A 17,943-nucleotide genomic window follows, 5' to 3' on the forward strand; every position below is an offset into this window, starting at 1 on the left:
GTGTCAGCCGGAAGCCGGCTCGTGCTCGGGGCAGTCGAGGCGGAGCTGGTGGAGGCGGAGCGGCCGGTCCAGCAGACGGCAGTGGTGGGGCGCGTCCGGATCGTCGTGGCGGTCCGGTGCGAAGAAGCGGCACGTGAGGCACATCCGCGCCACGGTGATCACCCCGGCGTCGTGAAGATGGGCGATGAGGTTCATGAGGAAGCGCATCACCGGCAGCTTTTCGGCGTCGGTGTAGCCGGCGAGGTACGCCTGCAGGGCGCCGGCCCAGCCGGCAAGACGGCCGGCGGTCTCCCGGCCGGCCGGTGTCAACGCGAGGAGGCGGGCACGCCGGTCGTCCGGGTCCGGGACCCGCGAGAGGAGCCCTTTCGCCGCCAGCGTGCGCACGGCGTCGCTGACCGTGGCAGGGGTCAGGTCGAACCGCCGGGCGAGGTCCCCGATCCGGCACGTCCCGCCGGGAAGGAAGCGCAGGTAGACGAGGAACTGGATCTGGATCGGGCTCAGCCCGGTCTCGGTGGCGACTTCCCACAGCAGGACCCGGAACGCCTGGCTCAGGCGCTCCAGCGCCGCCACGATCTTGGCGTCGACGTGCTCGTGCTGCGCTTCGGGGTCGAAGGGAGAGAAGGTTCCCGGCATGCCGTTTTCGAATTGATTTGCACTCCTAAATTAATGAATCGGCCTGCGGGGGGCAAGGGAGGCATGCGATGCCGGAGTATGACCGGTTCCCGGAGGCCGGCAGGCCTGATCGGCAAAAAAATCTCCGGAACCCGTAACGTCCCCCGGTTATATAACACAATGGTTATACAACGGTATGTCACACCAGCGAGCTGGAGCCATGGGAAGCCGGGAGGTCAACGACCGTACCTGTATTCGCAAGCAGGTCGATCCGCGGAAGCTCGAACACCTCCGTCAGGAGGCCTACGCCAACGATCATCTGGTGGCGCTGGCGGCGTTCATGTCCGCCGCGAGCAACGAGACGCGGCTGCGGATGCTTTACGTGCTCTGGCGGGCCGGGGAGCTCTGCGTGTGCGACCTGGCCGACGTCTTCGAGATCACCCAGCCGGCCGTCTCGCGTCACCTGAAGATCCTGCGCGAGAAGGCGCTCGTCGAGGCGCGGCGTGATGCGCAGACGATCTACTACCGGGTCTGCACCGACAACCCGTTCGCCCGGCTGCTCGTCGGTTTTTTCGAAGCCCGCGAAGCCGATCGTATCACCCTCAACCTGAAGGACCTTTTGCCATGAGTGACGAAAATCGGAAGACCACGTGGGGCCTTGCGGCGGCCCTTGGTGCGGCCGTGGCCGCCTCGGCCTGCTGCACCCTCCCGCTGCTGCTGGTGGCCCTGGGTGTCGGCGGGGCCTGGATTGGCACCCTGACGGCCCTGGAGCCTTACCGACCGGTCTTTATCGTGCTGGCGCTCGGGGCCCTCGGCTATGCCGGCTACCGGGAGTGGCGCATGAGCCGGGGGCCGGATTGCGACTGTGAGGTGTCGATGCAGGACCGGTTGCGCCGGACCCTGCTCGGCCTGGGGCTTGTGGCCGTGCTCGGGCTGATCGCCTCACCCTGGATCATCGGTGCCGTGGCCGATACCGGTAGCGTGGCTGCAGCGAGCACGCAGACCGAACAGGTGGTGCTCGAGGTCGAAGGGATGACGTGCGCCGCGTGCAACGTGACCGTCCAGAAGGCACTCACCAACCTGGACGGGGTGAAAGAAGCCCGGGTGACCTTCACACCGCCGCAGGCCGTTGTCACCTACGACCCGTCCCGCGTGACCGTGGACGACCTGGTCCGTGCCACCACGAACGTGGGTTATCCCTCGAAACCCAAACAAGGAGCCTGACATGAACACGAGCAGAGGACGTCGCCGGGTGCTTCCGGGCGGCCTCGCGGCGGCCGTGGTGGCGCTCTGTTGCGTCGTGCCGTTGCCGGGCCTGATCCCGGCCGCCCGGCCGGCGGTGCCTGCCGAAGCGGGTCTCAAGGTGGCGGTCTTCTCCATCGAAAGCCCGTTCTGCAGCGGCTGTGTCGCGGGTCTGAAAGCCACCGTAGGTGAGCTTGAAGGGGTGAAAGAGGTGGCGGTGGACGTGGAAAACCACCGGTTGATCGTCACCTTCGACGAAGCCGGGCGGACGGTCGAGGCGTTGCAGCAGGCCATCGTCGAAGCGACTTCCTTCAAGATCCGGCTCATCGAGGTCCGGAAAGCAACGGGCTGATATCGGGCCAGGAATCTTGCATACCATGCACCGGGAATCTTTCATACCATGCAACAGACGATCGTACTCGAGATCAAGGAGATGACGTGCAGCGGGTGTGCGCGTCACGTCACAAAGGCCCTGCAAGGCGTTTCGGGGGTGGAGGGGGTGATGCTGCCGGGCTGGGAGGCCGGCCGGGCGCAGGTGCGCGTGGCGGCGGGCGTCACGCCGGAGCGGCTCGTGGAGGCCGTCGCGCAGGCCGGGTACCGGGCGGGCGTGGTGGACGTCCGGGCAGCGGGGCGTCCGCCCGCGCCGGCGTCGCAGGGCGACGGGGCGTCGACCTACGACCTCGCCATCCTCGGCGGCGGGTCGGCGGCCTTCGCGGCGGCGCTCAAGGCCTCCGAGCTGGGGGGGCGCGTCGTGATCGTCAACGACGGGTTGCCGATCGGCGGGACGTGTGTCAACGTCGGCTGTGTGCCGTCGAAGGCGCTCATCCGTGCCGCCGAGCAGGTCCATCGCGCCGCGCGTTCGCCGTTCGATGGCATTGCCACCACGGCCCGCGTCGCCGACTTTGCCGCCGTCACCGGGCAGGTCCGCACGCTGGTGCAGGCGCTCCGGCAGCACAAATACGTGGACGTGGCGGCGGCCGACCCGAACGTCACGATCCTCGAAGGCCGGGGGCGGCTGGCGGCTCCCGGCGTGGTCGAGGTGAACGGGCGGGTGCTCCGGGCGAAGAACGTGCTCATTGCCACCGGGGCCCGGACGGCCGTGCCGCCGATCCCCGGCCTGGACACGGTCGAGGTGCTCACGAACGAGACGGTCTTCGGGCTGGACACCCTGCCGGCGCACCTGATCGTCATCGGCGGCGGGTACATCGGAGTGGAGACGGCCCAGGCCTTCCGCCGCCTCGGCAGCGAGGTGACGGTCGTCGACCTGCTGCCCCGCATCCTCGACCTGGCCGGTGAGGAGCTGTCCGGGGGCCTGCAGGCGTATCTGGAAGCGGAAGGGATCCGGTTCGTGCTCGAAGCCCGGGTGCAGCAGGTGCGCCGCGAGGGAGCCGGCGTGCTCGTCGCCGTCGAGACCGGCGGGCGGCGGCACGAACTCCGGGGCAGCCACCTGTTTCTGGCCACCGGGCGGCGGGGCAACACGGAGGACCTCGGCCTCGAAGCGCTCGGCATCGCGACCGACCGCGCGGGCTTCCTGCAGGTAGACGATTCCCTGCGGACCGCCGTGCCGACCGTCTTCGGTGCGGGCGACGTCATCGGCGGCGAGATGTTCGTCTACACGGCGGCCTATGAGGGCAGCCTGGCGGCCGAGAACGCCCTGAAGGGCTATCACCTCCGGCGCGACTACACGGCGCTGCCCTGGGTGGTCTTCACCGATCCGCAGGTGGCCGGGGTGGGGATGGACGAGAGGGAGGCCGGGGCGGCCGGTCTCCCGTACGAGGTCGCCCGGTTGCCGCTCGACCAGGTGCCCCGTGCGCTGGCCGCCCGCGACACGCGCGGGTTCGTCAAGCTCATCCGCCATGCCGAGACGGATGTGCTGCTGGGGGCCCGCATCCTGGCGCCCGAGGGGGGCGAGCTGCTCATGGAGCTGGCCCTGGCCGTCAGGTACGGCATCCCCGTGCGGGAGCTGGCCGCGGCGTTCCATCCGTACCTGACCCTGTCCGAGGCCGTCAAGCTGGCGGCCATCACCTTCGGCAAGGACGTCAGCAAGCTGAGTTGTTGTGCGGCGTGAGCACGTACGGGGCTCAATCGCCGTCGCCTGTGGGCCGCTGGAGGATGAAGGGTGCGTTGACCGGGTTGGCGTCCACGCCCTGCTTCGACGCCGCGACCATGCGCGCGACTTCCTCCATCAGCCGCGCGTTTTCGATGACGATCCCGTCTTTGATCGTGTGGACGATGCCGCGCGTGCGGTACATGTTGCCGTCCTCGTCGAGGGTGAGGGCCCCGAAAGCGTAGAGAAAGCGGAGGTTGTACAGCGGGCTGCCGTCCACGATGAGGAGGTCGGCGAGGAAGCCGGGGCGCACGAGGCCGAGATCGGGTTGGCGGAGCGTTCGGGCGCTGTTGTAGGTGGCGGCCTTGAGCACTTCGAGGGTGTGCAGGCCCGTCTCGCGCAGCAGTTGCAGCTCGCGGACGTTGGAGAAGCCGGGGGTGGCCCAGATGTAGTTGTCGTCGGTGCCGTAAGCGACGCGGCCTCCGCGTTTGTTGAACGCAAAGATGAGCTCGCCCCACAGATCGAAGGCGTAGCTCCAGTAGTACTCGTCGTCCGAGGTCCAGTCGTAATGATAGGAGCCGTGGTAGGCCGGGTTGGGGAGGTTCCAGTTGATGAGCGCCTGGTGGGTGTATTTTTCGTGCCAGGGCAGGCTCTGGGCCCGGAGGATATCCCGGTTGGCCTCGTAGACGACGCGTGTGGGGAGCATCGTCACCCCGTAGGCGACGAGCGAGTCGGCGACTTCGGTGAGGAGACGTTCCCGGTTGGCTTCCAGCCATACCTTGCCTGCGTGACGGAAGCGGGCGTTTTCGTCGTTGTAGTTGTAGTCCCGCGGGAAGTCTTGCACGCTGCGGTCGAGCGAGGATTCGGCATAGGCGTAATGATGCTCGATCATGGTGACGCCGGCCCGTGCGGCATCGACGGCGTTGGTGACGGCAGCCGTGCTCGGCGGAATGTGGTACGTGGTGATGCCGCCGGCCGCTTCGACGGCCCGGCACACCGCCGCCAGCAGCGCGGGGTTCCACCCCAGCGGGCCGACGCTCGTCACGTGCATGCCCTGTGCACGCATCTCACGGGCGATCTGCGGGGCGTTGGCGGGGTCTTCGAGGAAGGCGCGGTCGTGGCCGGTCTTGTCGCCCCAGCTCCAGATCGGAAACATGCGGGGTGCCAGGATCTCGTTGCGTGCGCTGAGGCGGGCCTGTTCCATCGCCGCATCGAGGCCGCGGTCGGGGGCGGGCACCATCGTCGTGACCCCGTGGGCCAGTTTCAGGTAGTACACATACTCGAGCGGCATCGGCTCTTGCCGCAGGTGCATGTGCAGGTCGATCATGCCCGGCATCACGTACATGCCTTCGGCGTCGATGACCCGGTCGCCGGTGGGACGTTCGAGCGCGCCCCGGCGCTCGAGGGTCACCGGGTCCAGGGGGATCATGTCGGCGATGCGGTTGCCCTCGATGATGAGGTCATAGGGACCGACCGGCGGGCCGCCGTGGCCGGGGATGACCATGGCACCCCGGATGACGAGGCGGTCGTAGGGGCCTTCGGCCAGGTCGCCGTAGGTGCGGGGCTGGGCGGACAGGAAGCGCGGGACGAGCAGGAGCAGCAACAGGACGACGCAGCCGCTCGTCCGGGCGGTCTGGGGACGGTACATGACGGCGTGCAGGCGGGTGGGTGAAGGGGAGCCGGCCCGGGCAATATAGGCGATGCCGGGCACGTGCTCAACCGCCGCCTGCACGGGGGAAAAGGGTCAGCGTGCGGGAATGTGCGCGAAGACGGAGGTGTTACCGTGGGCGTCGAAGGTGAGCACGTCATAGGCCTCCGCATACGCCCCTTCCATGCCGGGCGAGCCCATCGGCATGCCGGGCACGGCCAGCCCGGTCACCGCCGGGCGTGCTTCGAGCAGCCGCTTCACCTGTTCGGCCGGCACGTGCCCCTCGACGACGTAGCCGTCCACCAGCGCCGTGTGGCACGAGGCCAGGCGCTGCGACACGCCGTACTGCGCCTTCACGGGAGAGACGTCCCGCACATCGTGCGTCTCCACGGTGAAACCGGCCGCCCGCATGTGATCGACCCATTTGCTGCAGCACCCGCACGTCGGCGACTTGTAGACGACCATCTTCGGCAGTTCGGCACGGCCGTTGAGCGAGAAGGCGAGACCCAGCACGGCGACGAGCGCCACGCCGCTCAGCCCGGCGATAAGCTTCTTGTTCATGATGCGCGGTGATGTTGACGGAGAACCGTACACCGTATGGTCCAGGCCGCGGAATGTTTCGGGCTCATGCGGTCCGGGAAGCGGGCCGGTGCAGCCGGGGCAGGGTATAGATCAGCACCACGACCGCCGCGATGAGGAGCTGGGCGATCAGGGTCTCGATCGTCGGGAAGAGGCCCAGCAGGTCGGCGCGCCAGGGCAACGGCGACGGGGTAACCGAGAGCCAGCCCGTCTCCTGAAAGGCATGAATGGCTTTCCCGGCGAGGATCACCGAGAGCACGCCCATCGCCAGGGAGGAATACTTGAACAGCGTGCGCACGGGGAGACGGGCCGAGGCACGCAGGGCGATGAACGCGAGCACCAGCACGCCGGCGATGGCGAGCACGGCCCCTCCGGCGACGGCCGCCTTGCTGCCCGGCCCTTCCTGCAGCGTCAACGCCGAGAGGAACAGCACCGACTCGAAGGCCTCGCGGAAGACGGCCATGAAGGCGATGGCCGCCAGCCCGAACAGGTTACTTCCCTGCAAGGCGGTCTGGATCCGCGTTTCGATGAAGGCCTTCCACCTGTGGATTTCCGTCTTGCTGTGCAGCCAGAAGCCGGCATAGAGCAACACGCCGACGGCCAGCAGGGCGATGCCGCCTTCCATGGCCTCGCGCTGCGTGGCTCCGAACCGGATGACCAGGTCCGAGAAGAACCAGGCGAGCACGCCGACGCCGACGGCGGCCAGCCATCCGGCATGAACCCAGCGGGCGGCGTGGCGCTGGCCGGCGGCGCGGAGCACGCTCAGGATGGCCAGGATGATCAGAAACGCTTCGAGGCCTTCGCGCAGCAGGATGGAGGCGGCCATGAAGAAAGCGAACCAGGGCGACGAAGGACGCCGGTCCAGCACGTCGCGGGCCTCGGCCAGCACGGCGTGGGCTTCGGCGACGGCCGCCCGGGCCTCGCCGGCGGGGGCGCTCGCCTGCAGGGTGTTGCGCACGGCCATCATCTGCCGTTCGAGCCGGGCGGTGAGGGCCGGGGCGTTCGCCCGGAGCGACGGTTCGACGGGCTCCACGCCTTCGAGGTAGGCACGGACGGCCAGCCCCCGCGCGGCCCCGGGGTCCCCCTTCAGGAAGGCGGCCAGCGCCTCGTCGAGCAGTTGCCCGGCGCGGCTGAGGGCGTCCTGGCGGGTCGGCGGGGGCGCCGTGCGCAGGGCGGCGACGGCCCGGGGCGGATCCGCCACACCGGCTTCGGCGAGCACGGCGGCCAGGTCGGCGTCGTTGAGCGAGGCCACCTGTTCGAGCGTCACGTGCGCACGGAGCGCGGCCAGGCCGGCCGTTGCGGCCGCGCCGGGGTGCTCGCGGGCCGCCTTCATCGACTTGACGAAGAACGCCAGCGCCCACACCTGCTCGTCCGTCAGATCCGGGTAGGGGGCCATGGCCGTGCCCTCGACGCCGAGCCGGATGGTGTTGTAGGCCTGGAAGGGGGAGAGGGAGGCGACGCGCACGCCGGTGGCGAAGGGGGTCGGGGCGGGTTCGAGGCCGGCGGCGGCCGGGCCGTTTCCGTCGCCGCGGTCGCCGTGGCAGGCGGCACAGCGTTCGGCGTAGAGCGCGGCGCCCGCGGCCGGGTCCGGCCACCGGGCCGGCGCCACCGGGAGCCCCACATGGCGGATCACCCCGGCCCGGAGGTCCCGTGCGGTCCGGGCCACCGCTTCCGGGTCGGCTTTGGTCGCCACCAGCGCCGCCAGCCGTGTGCTTGCCCCGTAGAGGGCCGAGTCGGCCGGCAGGTGGCCTTCCTGCACCAGTGCGTCGAGGAGCCGGCGGGCCGTAAGGGCGAATTCCTCCATCTCGGCGTACTCGTCCGCGTTCACGATCACCCCGGCCTCGACGGCTTCGGGGTAGTCCTGGGCCATGTAGTCGAGCACGTGTACGAGGGTGCGGGCGGCATCGGGCGCCTGGGCAAAGGCGGGCAGGACCGGCAGGCACAACAGGGCCAGCAAGGCCCTCACGGGGGCGGCCGGCAGGCTGGAAGGAAAACCGGGCATGAATTCGTTCGGGATGGGTGCGGCTCGAAACGGACGGGCAAACCCCTTGCCCTGTAATTTAGACTTAATCTACTCAAGAGGGGCGCAAGGTTTCAAGCCGGAGGGAAAGGTTGTGTGAAAGGCGGGGGTCAGGCGGGCGTGGCCACCGGCGTTTCCTGTTCCAGCGCACCGGCCAGCTGCCGGTCCGCCCGTTTTTGCCAGCGGAAGACGAGCAGGAGCAGGATCGTGTTCAGCACCAGAATCTCGAAGGCGAAGAAGACGTAGAGGTTGCCCAGCAGCACGGCGGCGTAGAGGACGATCATCCGGGTGTTCGTCGTGAGGGCGTTGTAGTACTTGAGCAGCGGCTTGTTCAGCGCCCGGTACTGCCGGCGCAGCCAGTCGGGGAAGTGCGTGCCGAAGCGTTCCCGGGCCCGCCGCTGCAGCGCGATGGAGTGCCCGCACCAGCGTTCCTGGCGGGTGGTGTAGGTGATGTAGGCCCGCATGAGCAGCTTTTCGAAGAAGTGCTTCGACCACCGGAGCCGGGCATACTCGCGGCGCAGGGCGGAGGATTTTTCCAGTTCCGCTTTCTGGGGGTTGACGACGAAGAACAGGTAGGCGTTGCGGTAGAAATCGGCCAGGGTGGACTGGTAGGAATGGGTGATGCCGGCGACGGCGGCGATGAGGAAGACCCAGCCGGTGCCGGCTTCGGCAACCAGGCGCAGCCCGAGGTGCAGGTAGAGGCTCGTGAACTTGGCATTGTCCGAGATGCCGTCGAGCATACGACCCAGGCGGGAGCGCATGTCGGCCATGCGGGCGAGCTGCCCGTCCGCTCCGTCCAGGGCCTGGCCGAGCATCCAGAGAAAGATGCCAAGGAGGTTCAGCCGCAGGTCCTGGTAGTAGAAGAAGTGCCCGGCCAGCACGCCGACGGCCATGCCGATGAGGGTGACCTGGTTGGGCGTCATCCGCAGGCGGTGTGCCAGCACGGCCAGGGCATAGCCCCAGGGGCGGTACAGGTAGATGTCGACGATTTCTTCTACGTCGCGTGCCTTGTAGGTGTCTTCGATGCGCCCCATGATGGATGCGGGCAGGTTGTGGCGACAGGCGTTCCGGGGGGAACCCGGCGGGGTCACGGGCGGGCCGGTCGCAGGGACGGAACGTGTCAAAAATACCGCGCCCGGTGGTTAATTGCTCTGCCTTAGACGCGCCGACCCCGCAACAAGTCACGCACCGTCGTTGTATTTTCGGGAAAAACGGGAGCCGGGAGCCTGCGAAGGGATGATCATGGGAAACGTCGAAGTCGTTGCGCCGCCGAAGGAGAAGAAGCGGAAAAAGCGAAAGGAAGCGACGGAAACGCTCCATATTCCGCAGTATCACGTCGTGCTGCTCGATGACGACGATCACACCTACGAATACGTCATTGAGATGCTGATGGCGCTTTTCGGTCATTCGATGAGCACGGCCTTCCGGATGGCCTGTGAGGTGGATCTGAAGGGGCGGGTCATCGTGGAGACGACGCACCGGGAGCGGGCCGAACTCAAGCGTGATCAGATCCATGCCTACGGGGCGGACTGGCGCATCCCGCACTGCAGGGGATCGATGTCGGCGCTCGTCGAACCGGCCGGGTGAAGGGGCAAGGCGGCTTTTTTTCGGAAAACGGGTCGGTTATCTTTCGGGGAATCGGGTTCCCGTTTCGGGGGGCCCGCGAGACCGTTTCGTTTTCTATCCCCGGAGGTTGCCATGCGACCGGTTCATTGCAACGTGTACGCGGCGCTCTTTGGTTGCGCGCTGTTTCTCTTCTGCGGCTTCGTGCCCGTCGTGCGGGCGCAGGAAGGAGCCGGACCCCGGGCCACCGTGCTGGAGGAGGTGGAGGCGCTGGTGCCGGAGATCCGCCGGCTTTCGATGGCGCTCTGGTCCTATGCGGAGACGGCCCTTGTCGAGCACCGTTCCGCCGGGGCCCTGATCGACGTGCTGGCACGGGAGGGGTTTACCGTCGAGCGCGGGGTGGCCGGCATGCCCACGGCCTTCGTGGCGACCTACGGGCAGGGGGCACCCGTCATCGGCATCCTGGCCGAGTACGATGCGTTGCCCGGGGTGGGGAACGCGCCCGTCCCCGAGCGCCGGGCACGCGAGGACGGGGTGGACCGCGGGCACGGGTGCGGGCACAACCTCTTCGGAGCGGGGTCGGTCGGGGCGGCCCTCGCGCTCAAGCGGGCCATGGCGGCCCACGGCCTGCCGGGCACGGTGCGGCTCTACGGCACGCCCGCCGAGGAGACGGTCGTCGGCAAGGTCTACATGGCCAAGGCCGGGCTCTTCGACGATCTCGATGCCGCCCTCGAATGGCACCCCGGCACGGAGACGGCCGTGCGCAACCAGCCGGGGCGGGCCATGAACAACTTCACGGTGGAGTTCTTCGGCCAGGCCGCGCACGGGGCTTCCGACCCCTGGAACGGGCGCAGCGCCCTGGATGCCGTCGAGCTGATGAACCACGGCGTCAACCTGATGCGGGAGCACGTCTATCCCGAGACCCGCATCCACTACGTCATCACCGACGGCGGCGGGGCCCCCAACGTGGTGCCCGAGTACGCCCGGGTGTGGTACTATGTACGCGACATCAACCGGGAGCGCGTCGAGCGCTTCTATGACTGGATCCTGAAGATCGCCGAAGGTGCCGCGCTGGCCACCCGCACCGAGCACCGGGTTTTCCTGACCACCGGCGTGCATGAATACAACCTGAACCGCCCCCTGCAGGAGGCGCTGCAGCGCAACCTGGAACGGGTGGGGCCGCCGGTCTTTACGGAGGAGGAACAGGATTTTGCACGCCGGCTCCAGCGCTTCCTCGGCGTGCAGGAGGACGGGTTCCGCACGGAGATCAAACCGCTGGCCGACGCCCCGGAGCCGCCGAGCGGCGGTTCCACCGACGTGGCCGAGGTGAGCTACATCACCCCGACGGCCGGCTTCAGCGTGACCACCGCCGCCGCCAACATCCCGTGGCATAGCTGGGCGGCAACGGCCTGTCATGGCACCGAAGCCGGGGTCAAAGGCGCCGTCGTCGCGGCCCGGGTCATCGCCCTGACCGGCGTCGACCTGTTGACCGACGCCGGTCTCCGCACCCGGGCCCGGGACTTCTTCCGCGAAAAGACCGGTGGGAAACCCTACCAGCCGCCCATTCCGAAGGACCAGCCCCCGCCACTCCCGGAAACCACCGGCGGGGACTGAGGCGCGCACAACGGGGCACAGGTTGCCCTCGGAGCCCCGTTGCGATGCGATCACCCGTCGCCGGCCCGTTCCGGGCGGGGCAGGGTGAAGCGCACGGTGCATCCGTCGCCTGTTCCCGAGGAGTCGATCCAGACGCGGCCCCCGTGCACCTCGACGATGCGTTTGACCAGCGCCAGCCCGATGCCCGTTCCCTCGGTCTTGTTGTCCAGCCGCTCGAAGAGGCCGAAGACCTTTTCGTGATACTGCGGCGGGATGCCGGGGCCGTTGTCGCGGACGAAGACCTCCACCCGGTTCCCGTGCGTCGCGCCGCCGATCTCGATGACGGGATGCGCTCCCTCGCCGGCGTACTTGACGGCGTTCTCGATCAGGTTTTGCAGCACGTCGACGAGGCGGGTGCGGTCCCCGTAGACCTCCGGCAGGTCGGGTGCGATGCGGACTTCGACCCCGCGCGCCCGGATCTGCCCCGTGACCCGCTCGACGGCCTCGTTGACCAGACTCGTCAGGGGGATGGCCTCGGGCGGGTTGGTGATGCGCCCGACCCGTGAGAGGGTAAGCAGGTCGTCGAGCAGGCGCTGCATGGTTTCGGTTGCGTTCTGGATATGCCGGATGTCCTCCCGGACCTGGTCCAGGTCCCCGGCCAGGCTGTCCTCTTCGAGCAGGCCGAGAAAGCCCCGGATGGTGAAGAGGGGGCTCTTGAGGTCGTGCGAGACGGTGTAGGTGAAGCGTTCCAGTTCCCGGTTCTTGGCCTCCAGCTCGGCGATGAGGTGTTCGCGCTCGGCCTCCGCCTGTTTGCGCTCGGTAATGTCCGTGGCCAGGCCGCGAACGCCTACGGGATGACCGTCCTGCAGGATGACCCGGCTGGAGGTGCGGATGTGCCGGCACGATCCGTCCCGCAGCACGACGCGAAACTCGTACGGCTCGAGGTGGCCGGCCAGCGTGCGTTCGAAGCTCTCCTGGAGGCCCGCGAGGTCGTCCGGGTGGATCAACTCGGTGAAGGAGCGGCCCACGAGGTCGCCGGCGGTATAGCCGGACATGCGCTCGATGGCCGGGCTCACGTACGTGAAGCGCCCTTCGGCGTCGAGCTGAAAGATGACCTCGTTGATCTCCTCGACCAGGTGCCGGTACTGGTCTTTCTGGTCGAGGAGGTGTTCTTCGGCATGCACCCGTTCGGTCACGTCCCGCAGGACGACCAGGACGGCCGGCTCCCCCTCCAGCGTGATGGGGACGCCCTTGACCTCCCCCAGGAACGTCGATCCGTCCAGCCGGCGCAGCCGCTCGACGGTGAAGGGCACCGCTTCCCGCCGGTGGAGTTTCCGGAGGCGTTCCCGAACCAGCTCACGCGATTCGCGGTCTACGAAGTCCCATACGGAGCGGCCCAGCACGTCTTCCGGGGAGCCGGCGCCCAGGAGCCGGAGCCCCGCCGGGTTGATGAAGACGAACGTTTCCTCCCGGTGTACGGCCATCGGGATCGGCGCCTGCTCGATGAGGGTTCGGTAGAGCGCCTCGCGTGCCTGGAGCCGGTCGAGGCGTTGCTGCAGGCGGTGCATCTGCTCCTGCAGGGCGTCGAGGGAAAAGGGGGTGTCGTGCTCGCTCATGGCGGGGTGATGGGTCCGCATCGGTCCGTATGCTACGCCTTACGGTGTGCCGGCGTGCCGGGAGACCCCGATCGGTATGAAAACTACGAAAAGATCGGGGGGTCACGTCGACGCGATGCCGCCGTGCCGCAACGTGTGCATCAGGGCGGTGAGGGTGGCGGCCGCGCGTGCGTATTCCCGGGCGATCATCGAGACGTAGTGATCCAGGTCCGGGGTGTAGAAACCTTTCCGGGCGTCTTGCTCCAGCGTCAGGCACAGCCGGCTCATCCGGCTCAGGCCGATGAGCTGCGTGCTGGATTTGAGCGAATGGGCGCCCGCATGCAGCGCTTCCGTATCCTGCCGTGCCAGCGCCTGCTCCAGCGCCGCGATCAGTTCCGGGGTCGTCGTCAGGTAGCTTTCGATCAGGTCCGCCAGGAAGGCGGGATCCGCGGCTTCGAGATCGAGCAGGTGTTGCAGGACGGCCTGCCGGAGCGTCTCGTCGATGGGGAAGGACGCCCGGGCGTCTGCCGGATGTTCGTTTGATCGGGACACGATACGTCTGAGGCTGGAAACTGGGGGTTCAACCAGGATTATCGGCGGTTTGGGATTACTTTAAAAGCCGGGCAACGAGGCCGCTTTGGTGAGGAGGGTGTCGAAGGGCACCCAGCGGGCCGACAGGCGGTAGCCGGCCCCCACGAAGCCGAAGCCATTCCGCACGTTCGACATCACGCCCGGTTGCACGAGCAGCTCCGGGTCGAACACGCCGCCGGGCGGATCCCAGGCTTCGTTGGCCGCAATCATCCGAACCTGCACCTCGATGATCTTGATGAGGTTGCGCGGGTCGAGCAGGTATTGTTCCTTCAGCAGCTCCAGGATGATCCGTGTGTCCCGGGCGACGTTGAGCTGGATCAGCCAGCCGTCCGGGGTACGTTGCTGGGCTCCCTGGTAGGAGAACGTGGCCTTGTCGCGCCGGATGTCGGACACCGTACGGAAGACGAAGGTATAGACGACCTCGATCCGGATCAGGTTCGGTACCTGGCCGGCGACGTGCACGGGGAAGAGGGGAGGCGTGGAGAGGCTGCGTTCCGGGAGCACCAGCTCGCTGCGCGGGGGCACGGTCACCGTCACGTCGGTGGTGGCGCCGTCGGACCGGGTGACCTCGATCCGGTAGGTGTGACCGAACGAGGCGGTGAAGGGGGCCCAGAAGACGTGGGCGAACTCCCCGTTTGGCTCCCGCAGGAGCGAGTCCTGCCAGCGGCGTTCTTCGCCGGCGGTCAGGTCGAGGGAGCGGAAGCGGGCATCGAGCGGCCCGGCCCGGCCGGGTTCGAGCACGCCTTCGATGGGGAAGACCCGGACCCACTGGGTGTCGAGCTGGGGGGTGAGCACGCCGAAGAGGGTGAAGGGCCGGTCGGTGCCCAGCACGGCGACCACGTCTTCCTCGCATCCCGGAGCCAGCAGGCTCAGGGCGAGGAGCGCAGGCAGGAGCAGGGCGGATCCGCACCGGCGGGGCGCCTGCCGTGCCCGGCGGTCGTCACGGCGGGACGCGGACGGGCAGGTCATTCGTAGGCGAGCTTGAGTCCGACGGAGGGAAAGAGCGGGAGCTGATCGGCCCGGCGCAGCGTGAACACGTCGAGGAAGAAGATGTTACGGCGGTCGTAGACGTTGATGAGGCTGCCCTGCAGCGTCAGCCGGGCCGGGCCGAGCGGCAGGCTTTTCTCGACGGAGAGGTCGAGGCGGTGGTAGGTGGGCAGGCGGGCGTTGAACGGGCGGGCGTAGATGACCCGGCGTGAACCGGGCCGCTCGGCGACGCTCGTGACGTCGTCGACGAGGACGAAGCCGTCGAAGCCGATGGCCTGGCTGAAGGGGAGCCCGGAGCCGAAGGCCCACCGGAGGCTCACCTCCACGCCGCCGAGGGTGAAGGCGGCCAGGGCGTTGACCTGGTGGCGGCGGTCATGGGGGGGATGGAAGGCCAGCGTTTCCGTGCCGTACCAGAGAATCAGGCTGGCCTGGCGGGCCTCATAGCGGGTATGGGCATAGCCGTAGGTGAGGTAGCCGTAGAAGCGGGGGGTGCGTACCTCCAGGCGGGCGTCGAAGCCGAACGTACGTCCTTCGGCCGGTTGCAGGTTGGTCGTGAAGCGCGGGAAGGCGGTCCACTCGGCGATGAAGAGGTTCGTGAGGTCCTTGTAGAAGCCTTCGAGGGAGAGTTCGAGCCAGGGGGCGGGGGTGAGGCGGTAGCCGAGCAGGCCGTGCCGGGCCCGTGGGGCAAGGCCGGCACGCACGTCCTCCAGGTCGGTGCGCGGGCGGGGGACGTTCGTCCAGGCGGTGAAGACGCTGGCGGCGTCGCGGCGGTCGTTGAGGCCCAGCACGGCCTGGTGGTAGAGGCCGGCGGCCAGGCTCACCTGGTGCGGGCCGCGCGCCCAGATCAGCCGGAGGCGCGGCTCCAGGAACGGGCTGAAGCGCACGTCGAAGAACTGGACGCGCAAGCCGGGGCGGAGACGCCAGCCGCCGGCCAGGTGCAGTTCCGGCTCCACGTAGACGGCCGCGTGCTCCAGCCGCTCCCGGCGCTCCTCGATGTTCTGATAGAGCCCGCCCAGGCGGCTCCGGAGCCGGACGATCCGGAAAGAGAGCCCGGCATCCACGTTCGACACGTCGCCGAAGAAGGTGGCATCGGCGGCGACGTGCAGGTTCTCGATCCGGGAGGCACGGACGGGCTCCTCCCCCGGCAAGCCGAGTTCGGTGGGCAGGCGCGAGTAGGAGAGGCGGGCATCGAGCATCAGCGGGGAGACCCCGGGCAGGCTCACCAGGCGGAGTCCCAGGCCCAGGTTGTTCCATCGTACCTCTTCCGGGGGCAGGTCCCCGCTGTCCTCGTCCAGCGCGCCCCGGTCGTGGGTGCGGATGAAGAGCGCCGAGAGCCGGCTCGAACGTCCCAGATGGCCGTGCACCTTGGCGAAGACGTCGCCGAAGTCGAAGGGTAGGGGGCGCCCTACCAGGGGCTCGGCCCCCTCTTCCACGAGCGACTGCCGTGCCGAGAGCAGAAAGGAGAAGCGATCCCGGACCAGCGGGCCTTCGAGGAGGGCGGCCGTCACGAACGGCGAGAGCGTCACCGCGCCGGCGAAGGCCCGGTTGTTGCCGTTACGGGTGCTGACGTCGATCACCGACGAGATGCGCTCGCCGAACCGGCTTCCGTAGCCGCCCGCGTAGATGTCCGTTCGGCTGATGATGTCGGCGGGGAAGGCAGAGTAGAAACCGAGGATGTGGAAGGGCTGGTAGAGCAGGACGCCGTCGATCTGAACGAGGTTCTGGGAGGGTTCGCCGCCCCGGATGAAGAGCTGCCCGCCCCGGTCGCCGAGGGTGACGATACCGGGCAGGGCGGTCAGCAGGCCGGCCAGGTCGCCGGAGAGGTCGGGGGCCGGGATCAGCTCGATGTCGCGCGGGCGGACGGTCTGCTGCCCGGCCGTCAGGTTGGCCGCACCCGTGGTGCGCTCCGTCTCGACGACCACCTCGTCCATCGCGGCTTCGCCCGGCACGAGCGACAGGTTCAGCCGCCGCCGCTCGCCGGGACGCAGCAGCAGGGTGTCCCGCAGGGTCCGGTAGCCGATGAAGGACACCTGCAGGAGATACCGGCCAGGCGCGAGGTTCGGGATGAGGTAGAGGCCGTCGCGGTTGGTGACGGCTCCCTTGAAGGCCCCGCCGGCGTCCTGAAGGGCCACGTTGACCAGCTCGATCGGCTGCCCGTCCGTGGCGTCGGTGACGAAGCCGCTCAGGACGGCGGGCTGGCCCCGAACGGCCGGCACGAGCAGGCACCCGAGCAGGCCGGCCACCCATAGCCCCCTCCCGCCGGGGAGGACGGATCCGATGCGGGCAAACCGGCGAAACACCATCGGGTGAGACGGTTGGGATGGTACGACGACACCACAAGGTAGGATCGCCGCTGCGCCGGGACGAGGGCAAAAGCGGGTGCCGTCTGGCCGAAAGCCGTCAGGGGGCTTCTTGCCGTGCCTCCCGGATGGCCTGTTCGAACGCCTCGAGGGGCTGGACCCCGCTGAGGAACCGCCCGTTCACGAAAAAGCCCGGCGTGCCCGTGACCCCGAGCTCGATTCCCAGGTTCATCTCGGCCTGGACCTGCCGGGCGGCGGCGGCATGGGCGTCCGAGGTGGTGTCCTCGGCACAGGTGGACCAGGCTGCCAGGTCGATCCCCGTGCCGGAGAGCACTTCCTTGCTCCGGCTCAGGACGTTCTCCGGGGTGATCGTCTGCTGGTTGTCGAAATAGAAGTCGTGCAGCGTCCAGAACGCCCCGGTGCTTTGCCCGGCCGCACACGTGGCCGCGATGGCGGCCGGCCGGGCCCAGGCGTGGAAATCCAGCGGGAAGTGGGCATAGACCAGGCGCACCTCGTCCGGATACTTCGCCAGCACCTCCTCGACGGTACCGGTGGCCCGGGCACAGTACGGGCACTGGAAGTCGGAGAACTCGACGATGGTCACGGGGGCCTCCGGGTTGCCCCGCACCGGGTAGTGTTTCGCCGCCGCCAGCAGGGTTTCGTGGGTGGCCTGACGCGCCCGGGCCTCGGCTTCAGCGATCTCTTCGGCGGACCGGCTCACGTCGAAGGGGCCGGCGGCAATGAGGTAGAGATACCGGTCGTCGGTCGAGACGAGAAACCGCTGTTCCTGGCGGCCCCGCTGGGTCATGAAGGTGAAGGCGCCCTCGTCGAAGCCGGGTAATTCGCTCGGCGCCAGATCGCCCATCTGCGGGTCCAGCCGCTTCAACTGCGGGATCTGGTGGGTCAGGTTGGCCAGAATGCGGGCCTTGCGGTCCCCCTGGACGTCCGGCGTCTGGCCGTTCACCTGCGGGTTACAACCGATCAGTACGGCCGCCAGGGAAAGCAGCGTGATAAGATTTTTCATCAAAGGAACGGAGTGTGTACGGGGTGGGACGAGGGGCCGTCTGCGGCCGGGCGGAATGCCGCCGGGCGGGACGGCCGTGCTTCGTTAACCCGCTGCCCCATGGCCGGGGTTCCGATTGCCGGGCCCGGCAAACCTTTTTCTT

The 17,943-nt window shown here is 68.4% G+C and carries 16 protein-coding genes; 6 read left to right on the forward strand and 10 right to left on the reverse strand.

Annotation, left to right across the window (positions count from 1 at the left end):
• Nucleotides 1-3: 3 nt before the first annotated feature.
• Nucleotides 4-633, reverse strand: coding sequence for a MarR family winged helix-turn-helix transcriptional regulator (locus tag GQ464_RS15150; protein ID WP_166981447.1), 630 nt, complete (start codon nt 631-633; stop codon nt 4-6).
• 199 nt (nt 634-832) lie between these two features.
• Between GQ464_RS15150 and GQ464_RS15155 the strand changes: the two genes are divergently transcribed.
• From GQ464_RS15155 to merA, 4 genes are read left to right on the forward strand one after another with little or no spacing between them, the layout of a single operon-like run.
• Complete coding sequence (locus GQ464_RS15155; protein WP_166981467.1) at nt 833-1,240, forward strand: ArsR/SmtB family transcription factor; 408 nt, start codon at nt 833-835, stop codon at nt 1,238-1,240.
• Nucleotides 1,237-1,836, forward strand: a complete 600-nt coding sequence (locus tag GQ464_RS19265) for a mercuric transporter MerT family protein (protein ID WP_166981450.1) — start codon at nt 1,237-1,239, stop codon at nt 1,834-1,836. Before GQ464_RS15155 ends, GQ464_RS19265 begins: the two co-directional genes overlap by 4 nt.
• 1 nt (nt 1,837) lies before the next feature.
• Nucleotides 1,838-2,206: a heavy-metal-associated domain-containing protein gene (locus tag GQ464_RS15170; protein ID WP_166981452.1), complete on the forward strand. Its 369-nt coding sequence runs from the start codon at nt 1,838-1,840 to the stop codon at nt 2,204-2,206.
• A gap of 48 nt (nt 2,207-2,254) precedes the next feature.
• Entirely contained in the window at nt 2,255-3,922 is a 1,668-nt protein-coding gene (gene merA, locus GQ464_RS15175; protein ID WP_228350342.1) for a mercury(II) reductase, read from the forward strand.
• 13 nt (nt 3,923-3,935) lie between these two features.
• On the opposite strand, the gene GQ464_RS15180 is transcribed toward merA, so the two are convergent.
• The 4 genes from GQ464_RS15180 to GQ464_RS15195 form a co-directional block, all read right to left on the reverse strand.
• A complete protein-coding gene (locus GQ464_RS15180) occupies nt 3,936-5,549 on the reverse strand; it encodes an amidohydrolase family protein (protein WP_166981802.1) in 1,614 nt (537 codons plus the stop codon).
• 96 nt (nt 5,550-5,645) lie between these two features.
• Nucleotides 5,646-6,110, reverse strand: coding sequence for a DUF411 domain-containing protein (locus GQ464_RS15185; protein WP_166981797.1), 465 nt, complete (start codon nt 6,108-6,110; stop codon nt 5,646-5,648).
• Nucleotides 6,111-6,174: 64 nt separating this feature from the next.
• Nucleotides 6,175-8,130 (reverse strand): FTR1 family protein, encoded by a 1,956-nt coding sequence (locus GQ464_RS15190; protein WP_228350343.1) that lies wholly within the window; start codon nt 8,128-8,130, stop codon nt 6,175-6,177.
• Between the two features lie 128 nt (nt 8,131-8,258).
• Nucleotides 8,259-9,182 (reverse strand): CDP-alcohol phosphatidyltransferase family protein, encoded by a 924-nt coding sequence (locus GQ464_RS15195; protein WP_166977254.1) that lies wholly within the window; start codon nt 9,180-9,182, stop codon nt 8,259-8,261.
• Between the two features lie 208 nt (nt 9,183-9,390).
• Here GQ464_RS15195 and GQ464_RS15200 point away from each other — a divergent pair, with 208 nt between their 5' ends.
• Complete coding sequence (locus GQ464_RS15200; RefSeq protein WP_166977252.1) at nt 9,391-9,735, forward strand: ATP-dependent Clp protease adaptor ClpS; 345 nt, start codon at nt 9,391-9,393, stop codon at nt 9,733-9,735.
• A 111-nt stretch (nt 9,736-9,846) separates the two neighbouring features.
• Nucleotides 9,847-11,325 (forward strand): amidohydrolase, encoded by a 1,479-nt coding sequence (locus tag GQ464_RS15205; protein ID WP_166977250.1) that lies wholly within the window; start codon nt 9,847-9,849, stop codon nt 11,323-11,325.
• Between the two features lie 50 nt (nt 11,326-11,375).
• Here the strand turns inward: GQ464_RS15205 and GQ464_RS15210 are convergent, their stop codons facing one another.
• The 5 genes from GQ464_RS15210 to GQ464_RS15230 form a co-directional block, all read right to left on the reverse strand.
• Nucleotides 11,376-12,920, reverse strand: coding sequence for a sensor histidine kinase (locus GQ464_RS15210; protein ID WP_166977248.1), 1,545 nt, complete (start codon nt 12,918-12,920; stop codon nt 11,376-11,378).
• Between the two features lie 102 nt (nt 12,921-13,022).
• Nucleotides 13,023-13,451, reverse strand: a complete 429-nt coding sequence (locus tag GQ464_RS15215; protein ID WP_166977246.1) for an Hpt domain-containing protein — start codon at nt 13,449-13,451, stop codon at nt 13,023-13,025.
• A 60-nt stretch (nt 13,452-13,511) separates the two neighbouring features.
• Nucleotides 13,512-14,459, reverse strand: coding sequence for a hypothetical protein (locus GQ464_RS15220; RefSeq protein ID WP_166977244.1), 948 nt, complete (start codon nt 14,457-14,459; stop codon nt 13,512-13,514).
• Nucleotides 14,456-16,780 carry a TonB-dependent receptor gene (locus GQ464_RS15225; RefSeq protein WP_166977242.1) on the reverse strand — a complete coding sequence of 775 codons (2,325 nt, stop codon included), beginning with the start codon at nt 16,778-16,780 and terminating at the stop codon, nt 14,456-14,458. The genes GQ464_RS15220 and GQ464_RS15225 overlap by 4 nt, the downstream gene beginning before the upstream one ends.
• Before the next feature lie 97 nt (nt 16,781-16,877).
• Nucleotides 16,878-17,801, reverse strand: a complete 924-nt coding sequence (locus GQ464_RS15230; protein WP_166977240.1) for a DsbA family protein — start codon at nt 17,799-17,801, stop codon at nt 16,878-16,880.
• Between the last annotated feature and the right edge of the window lie 142 nt (nt 17,802-17,943).

The organism is Rhodocaloribacter litoris, from assembly GCF_011682235.2.
Taxonomy (GTDB): domain Bacteria; phylum Bacteroidota; class Rhodothermia; order Rhodothermales; family ISCAR-4553; genus Rhodocaloribacter; species Rhodocaloribacter litoris.

Coding starts and splice junctions, on each gene's coding strand:
- GQ464_RS15155 (WP_166981467.1), top strand. CDS start 833: ATGGGAAGCCGGGAGGTCAACGACCGTACCTGTATTCGCAAGCAGGTC.
- GQ464_RS15230 (WP_166977240.1), bottom strand. CDS start 17,801: ATGAAAAATCTTATCACGCTGCTTTCCCTGGCGGCCGTACTGATCGGT.
- GQ464_RS15150 (WP_166981447.1), bottom strand. CDS start 633: ATGCCGGGAACCTTCTCTCCCTTCGACCCCGAAGCGCAGCACGAGCAC.
- GQ464_RS15195 (WP_166977254.1), bottom strand. CDS start 9,182: ATGGGGCGCATCGAAGACACCTACAAGGCACGCGACGTAGAAGAAATC.
- GQ464_RS15205 (WP_166977250.1), top strand. CDS start 9,847: ATGCGACCGGTTCATTGCAACGTGTACGCGGCGCTCTTTGGTTGCGCG.
- GQ464_RS15200 (WP_166977252.1), top strand. CDS start 9,391: ATGGGAAACGTCGAAGTCGTTGCGCCGCCGAAGGAGAAGAAGCGGAAA.
- merA (WP_228350342.1), top strand. CDS start 2,255: ATGCAACAGACGATCGTACTCGAGATCAAGGAGATGACGTGCAGCGGG.
- GQ464_RS15190 (WP_228350343.1), bottom strand. CDS start 8,130: ATGCCCGGTTTTCCTTCCAGCCTGCCGGCCGCCCCCGTGAGGGCCTTG.
- GQ464_RS15185 (WP_166981797.1), bottom strand. CDS start 6,110: ATGAACAAGAAGCTTATCGCCGGGCTGAGCGGCGTGGCGCTCGTCGCC.
- GQ464_RS15170 (WP_166981452.1), top strand. CDS start 1,838: ATGAACACGAGCAGAGGACGTCGCCGGGTGCTTCCGGGCGGCCTCGCG.
- GQ464_RS15225 (WP_166977242.1), bottom strand. CDS start 16,780: ATGGTGTTTCGCCGGTTTGCCCGCATCGGATCCGTCCTCCCCGGCGGG.
- GQ464_RS15180 (WP_166981802.1), bottom strand. CDS start 5,549: ATGTACCGTCCCCAGACCGCCCGGACGAGCGGCTGCGTCGTCCTGTTG.
- GQ464_RS15220 (WP_166977244.1), bottom strand. CDS start 14,459: ATGACCTGCCCGTCCGCGTCCCGCCGTGACGACCGCCGGGCACGGCAG.
- GQ464_RS15210 (WP_166977248.1), bottom strand. CDS start 12,920: ATGAGCGAGCACGACACCCCCTTTTCCCTCGACGCCCTGCAGGAGCAG.
- GQ464_RS19265 (WP_166981450.1), top strand. CDS start 1,237: ATGAGTGACGAAAATCGGAAGACCACGTGGGGCCTTGCGGCGGCCCTT.